This is a genomic window from Streptomyces sp. GC420, assembly GCF_009916105.1.
Lineage (GTDB): Bacteria > Actinomycetota > Actinomycetes > Streptomycetales > Streptomycetaceae > Streptomyces.
On the sequence record NZ_JAAAXQ010000534.1, the window covers coordinates 1 to 4,033 of the forward strand.

At 70.8% G+C, this 4,033-nt stretch carries 3 protein-coding genes, 1 tRNA gene and 2 pseudogenes; 2 read left to right on the forward strand and 4 right to left on the reverse strand.

Annotation, left to right across the window (positions count from 1 at the left end; genetic code table 11):
* From GUY61_RS35580 to GUY61_RS35595, 4 genes and pseudogenes are all read right to left on the reverse strand, one after another.
* Positions 1-273, reverse strand: a pseudogene (locus GUY61_RS35580) (hypothetical protein); the annotation flags it as partial.
* A gap of 181 nt (positions 274-454) precedes the next feature.
* Complete coding sequence (locus GUY61_RS35585; RefSeq protein WP_166634442.1) at positions 455-1,192, reverse strand: nucleotidyltransferase family protein; 738 nt, start codon at positions 1,190-1,192, stop codon at positions 455-457.
* Positions 1,193-1,243: 51 nt separating this feature from the next.
* Entirely contained in the window at positions 1,244-1,690 is a 447-nt protein-coding gene (locus tag GUY61_RS35590; RefSeq protein WP_398958101.1) for a hypothetical protein, read from the reverse strand.
* A 242-nt stretch (positions 1,691-1,932) separates the two neighbouring features.
* Positions 1,933-3,069 (reverse strand): ABC transporter ATP-binding protein, encoded by a 1,137-nt coding sequence (locus GUY61_RS35595; protein ID WP_166634443.1) that lies wholly within the window; start codon positions 3,067-3,069, stop codon positions 1,933-1,935.
* 357 nt (positions 3,070-3,426) lie between these two features.
* Between GUY61_RS35595 and GUY61_RS35600 the strand changes: the two genes are divergently transcribed.
* Together GUY61_RS35600 and GUY61_RS40915 are read left to right on the forward strand one after the other, a co-directional pair.
* Positions 3,427-3,500: transfer RNA gene (locus GUY61_RS35600), tRNA-Thr, on the forward strand.
* Between the two features lie 131 nt (positions 3,501-3,631).
* Positions 3,632-3,979, forward strand: a pseudogene (locus tag GUY61_RS40915) (IS200/IS605 family accessory protein TnpB-related protein); the annotation flags it as partial.
* Between the last annotated feature and the right edge of the window lie 54 nt (positions 3,980-4,033).

The following is a 4,033-nucleotide window of genomic DNA, read 5'->3' on the forward strand; positions in this document are numbered from 1 at the left end:
ACCCGGCACCCGGCGTGCCTCCGAGCGCCCGGGCGACTCCGCCTCCCCCTCCGCGAGCCGGAACTCCGCCTCGCCCAGCGCGTCCGCCTCCACGTCCACGCCCGGCGCCGGCCAGGGCACCGCGACGGCGGGGGCGGGCGCCGGACAGCCCAGCCAGACGCAGGGCACCGGACAGGCGCCGCCCCGGCAGTCCAGTGCCCCCGCCCCACCGGTCAGCAGCAGCGCGGGCACCGGCCCGTCGTCGGGCGGCAGCACCAGCGGTGCCCCCGGCAACGGCGCCTCCGGTGGCTCCTCGGGCGGCTCCGGGGGCGGCGGCAGCAGCTCCGGTGGCGGAGACCAGCCCGGCCTGGTGGGCGGCATCCTCGGCTGAACCGGGCAGCGGGGCAAGCCCGCCCGCGTACGGACACGGGAAGGGCCCACCGAGTGCCGGGCCCTTCCCGTCGGCCCGCGCGGGTCAGTGCGTGGTGCCCCGCTGTGCCGCCAGCTCCTTCGCCGCTTCCGTCAGGTCCTTCGCCGTGTCGATCGCCCTCCAGTACGCGCCCTGCGGCAGCGGGAACCCCGCCAGCCTGCGCTCCCGCGCCAGCCGGGGGAAGGTGGTGCGCTCGTGGTCGCCACGCTCGGGCAGCAGTGAGGCGAACTCCGGCGAGAAGACGTACACACCCGCGTTGATCTGGAACGAGATCGGGGGCGACTCCACGAAGTCCACGATGTGGCCGAACGCGTCCGTCTCCACCGCACCCCACGGGATGCGCGGACGGGCCAGCGCCAGCGTCGCGATCGCACCCCGCTCGTCGTGGAACGCCGCCATCTCACGCAGCGAGAACCGCGTCCAGATGTCCCCGTTCGTCGCGTACCACGGACGGTCAGGGTCCGGAAGGTGAGCTGCCGCGTACTTCAGACCGCCGCCGCGCCCCAGCGGCTCCCGCTCCACGACCGTCGTCACCTTCAGCGGCAAGTCCGCGGAATCCAGCCACTCCTGAAGCACCTCGGCGAGATGCCCGCAGGAGATCACGGCATCGGTGACACCCTCTGAGGCCAGCCAGGAAAGCTGATGGCCGATGATCGGGATCCCGGTACCCGGAATCTCGACCATCGGCTTGGGCCGGTCGTCGGTATAGGGACGCAGCCGCGAACCCTGGCCCCCGGCCAGGACCACGGCCTGCGTGGGCAGCGCATGCGCATCAACGGTCATGCGCGCACCCTATGTGCCCGGACCGGCCCGGAAGCGGCCGACCGGGTGAAATCAGCTCGTCGCCTGCGCCACACCCGACGCGAAGGCCGTGTCGCACACCGGCCGGGAGAACGACTGGGCCCGCGTCGGACCGTACTGCCTCACCGCCGCGCGGCCCAGGGCGCGGGCGATGGACGCGCAGTGCCTTGCCAGCGACGGGCGCCGGTCCACCTCCTGCTGAAGATGTGTCAGCACCTGCCCGGGGTTCTTCTCCTGCAGCTCGGCGACGAGCCGCTCGCGCAGCACGTCGTGAGGCGCGGCCGCACGGGACTTCGCGCGGACGGAGACATGCTCGGAGGAGGCGGTGAGCACCTGGGAATCGGAGTCCGTCGCCCAGTTCACATGAGTGACCGCGAGCGTCCCGGAGAGAACCAGGACAACGGGCAGGACGAGTGCGAGGGTTCGGCCGATACGGCGGGCTGCGCCGTGCCGCGGCAGCGGATTGTTGGAGTGCGTCACGCGGTCGAGAGTAGCGGGGTGTAGTGGCATGGCGACATTGCGTCACCCTGATGAGCGACGGTTCGAGACCGTCATTCGAATCGCGTGTTGACGGTGGCGGGCACGCGCCCCTCGACGCGCCGCGGCGCCGCCCCCGTCATGCGGAAGGGGGCGGCGCCACGGGCCCGTTGTCGCGGTGCTTCGAGCGGCGTCGCGAGGCTTCGCGAGAGGTGCCGGGAGCGGCAACTCCCGGCTGCCGCACGTCAGTCGGTGAGGCGTTCGCCGGAGGAGGTCGAGAACACGTGGGTCTCACCGGCGCGCGGCACCACGTGCAGCACGGCGCCCTTCTCCGGGACCGCGCGGCCGTTGACACGGACCACCAGGTCCTTCGCCTCGCCGCCGACCTCGGCCGTGCCGTACACGTAGCCGTCGGCGCCCAGCTCCTCGACGACGTTGACGGTCACGGCCAGACCCGCCGGGGCGTCCTCGGAGTCCTTGGCGAGGGACTTGGCGGCACCCCCGTTCAGCTCCACCACGTCGAAGTGCTCGGGGCGGACACCCACGGTCACCGTACGGTCGCCGCTGTCCGCCGCGGTGGTCAGCGCCTCACGGGACACGGGGACCACGCTGTTGCCGAACTTCACACCGCCGTCGGTGATCGGCACCTCGACCAGGTTCATGGCCGGGGAGCCGATGAAGCCGGCCACGAACAGGTTCGCCGGACGGTCGTACATGTTGCGCGGCGAGTCGACCTGCTGGAGCAGGCCGTCCTTCAGCACGGCCACCCGGTCGCCCATCGTCATGGCCTCGACCTGGTCGTGCGTGACGTAGACGGTCGTGATGCCCAGACGGCGCTGCAGGCCGGCGATCTGCGTACGCGTCGACACGCGGAGCTTGGCGTCGAGGTTCGACAGCGGCTCGTCCATGAGGAACACCTGCGGCTCACGCACGATCGCGCGGCCCATCGCCACACGCTGGCGCTGACCGCCGGACAGCGCCTTCGGCTTGCGGTCCAGGTACTCCGTGAGGTCGAGGATCTTCGCGGCCTCTTCGACCTTCGCGCGGATCTCGCTCTTGTTGACGCCCGCGATCTTGAGCGCGAAGCCCATGTTGTCCGCGACCGTCATGTGCGGGTAGAGCGCGTAGTTCTGGAACACCATGGCGATGTCCCGGTCCTTCGGCGGCAGGTGAGTGACGTCGCGGTCACCGATGCGGATCGCACCGGCGTTCACGTCCTCGAGGCCGGCGAGCATACGCAGGGAGGTGGACTTGCCGCAGCCGGAAGGACCGACGAGTACGAGGAACTCCCCGTCCTCGATCTCGATGTCGAGCTGGTCGACGGCGGGCTTCTCGGAACCCGGGTAGATCCGGGTCGCCTTGTCGAACGTGACAGTGGCCATGGTTTTCGTTGTGTCCCTTCACCGGCAGGAACGTGCCGGACGATCCGAGTGGAAGGTGATGTAGGTCTAGTCCACCTTGGGTGAACCTGTCGTGACGCTACCTGTCCGAACACGCTTTTGTCAGTAGCCGAAGGCCCCGCAGATCTCACCCCGGTTGACCGGCGGACCGCGGGCGCGGGCCGGTCCGGGGCTCACCGGAACCTCGAACGGCGTCACGAAACCGTCCCCGCGGTGCTTCACGTTCCGGTCCCGCGCGGGGTGTGGGAGAACCTCCGCGAGTTGGCTCAGTCGATGGCTCGCGGCAAATGTCGCTGTGTAAAGTGGGCCCGACTGCGTAGGCCGTCAGGCGTGCGCGATGCCTCCTTAGCTCAGCTGGCCAGAGCAACGCACTTGTAATGCGTAGGTCGTCGGTTCGAATCCGACAGGGGGCTCTGTCTGTGGAGACGCCCCGGAGCGAGCACGCTCCGGGGCGTTTTCCGTGTGCCCGGGGTTGTGCCGGCTCCGCGCGGCGCGGGCGGAGCGTGGGGCGGGTGTCGTGCGGGTGGTGCGCGGCGGGAAGCGGCTATGGGGCGCCCAGCACTGGCAGGAACCCCTCACTTCGAAGACCCGCAAGACCAGCCGACACGACGCGGCGAGCATCGCGATCGGCAGGCGCGCCCCCGGGCACCGCATCCGGCGACGGCCGGCACCGCCCCGCACCCACCAGAGCGATGGATGCGGGCATCGGACCGCCCAGGCCGGACACGGCACCCGAGGGCATGAGGAAACCCGCCCCCGCATCCCCGGACCACGCACACGATGCGTGCCACCGGACGCGGAGCGAACGCGGGCGACCAGTGCATCCACAACCGTTCGGGATGCGCCAGATGCGCAGGATTGGGTCCAAGACTCGCTCCTGCTCACTGATTAGGAACGGTTCAGTGGCGGCCCGAGACGAGGTCGGCGAGGCGGGCCAGGCGGGGGG

What these genes read in the sequence shown, in the direction of transcription:
- GUY61_RS35585 (WP_166634442.1), bottom strand. Translation starts at nt 1,192, where the DNA reads ATGACCGTTGATGCGCATGCGCTGCCCACGCAGGCCGTGGTCCTGGCC.
- GUY61_RS35595 (WP_166634443.1), bottom strand. Translation starts at nt 3,069, where the DNA reads ATGGCCACTGTCACGTTCGACAAGGCGACCCGGATCTACCCGGGTTCC.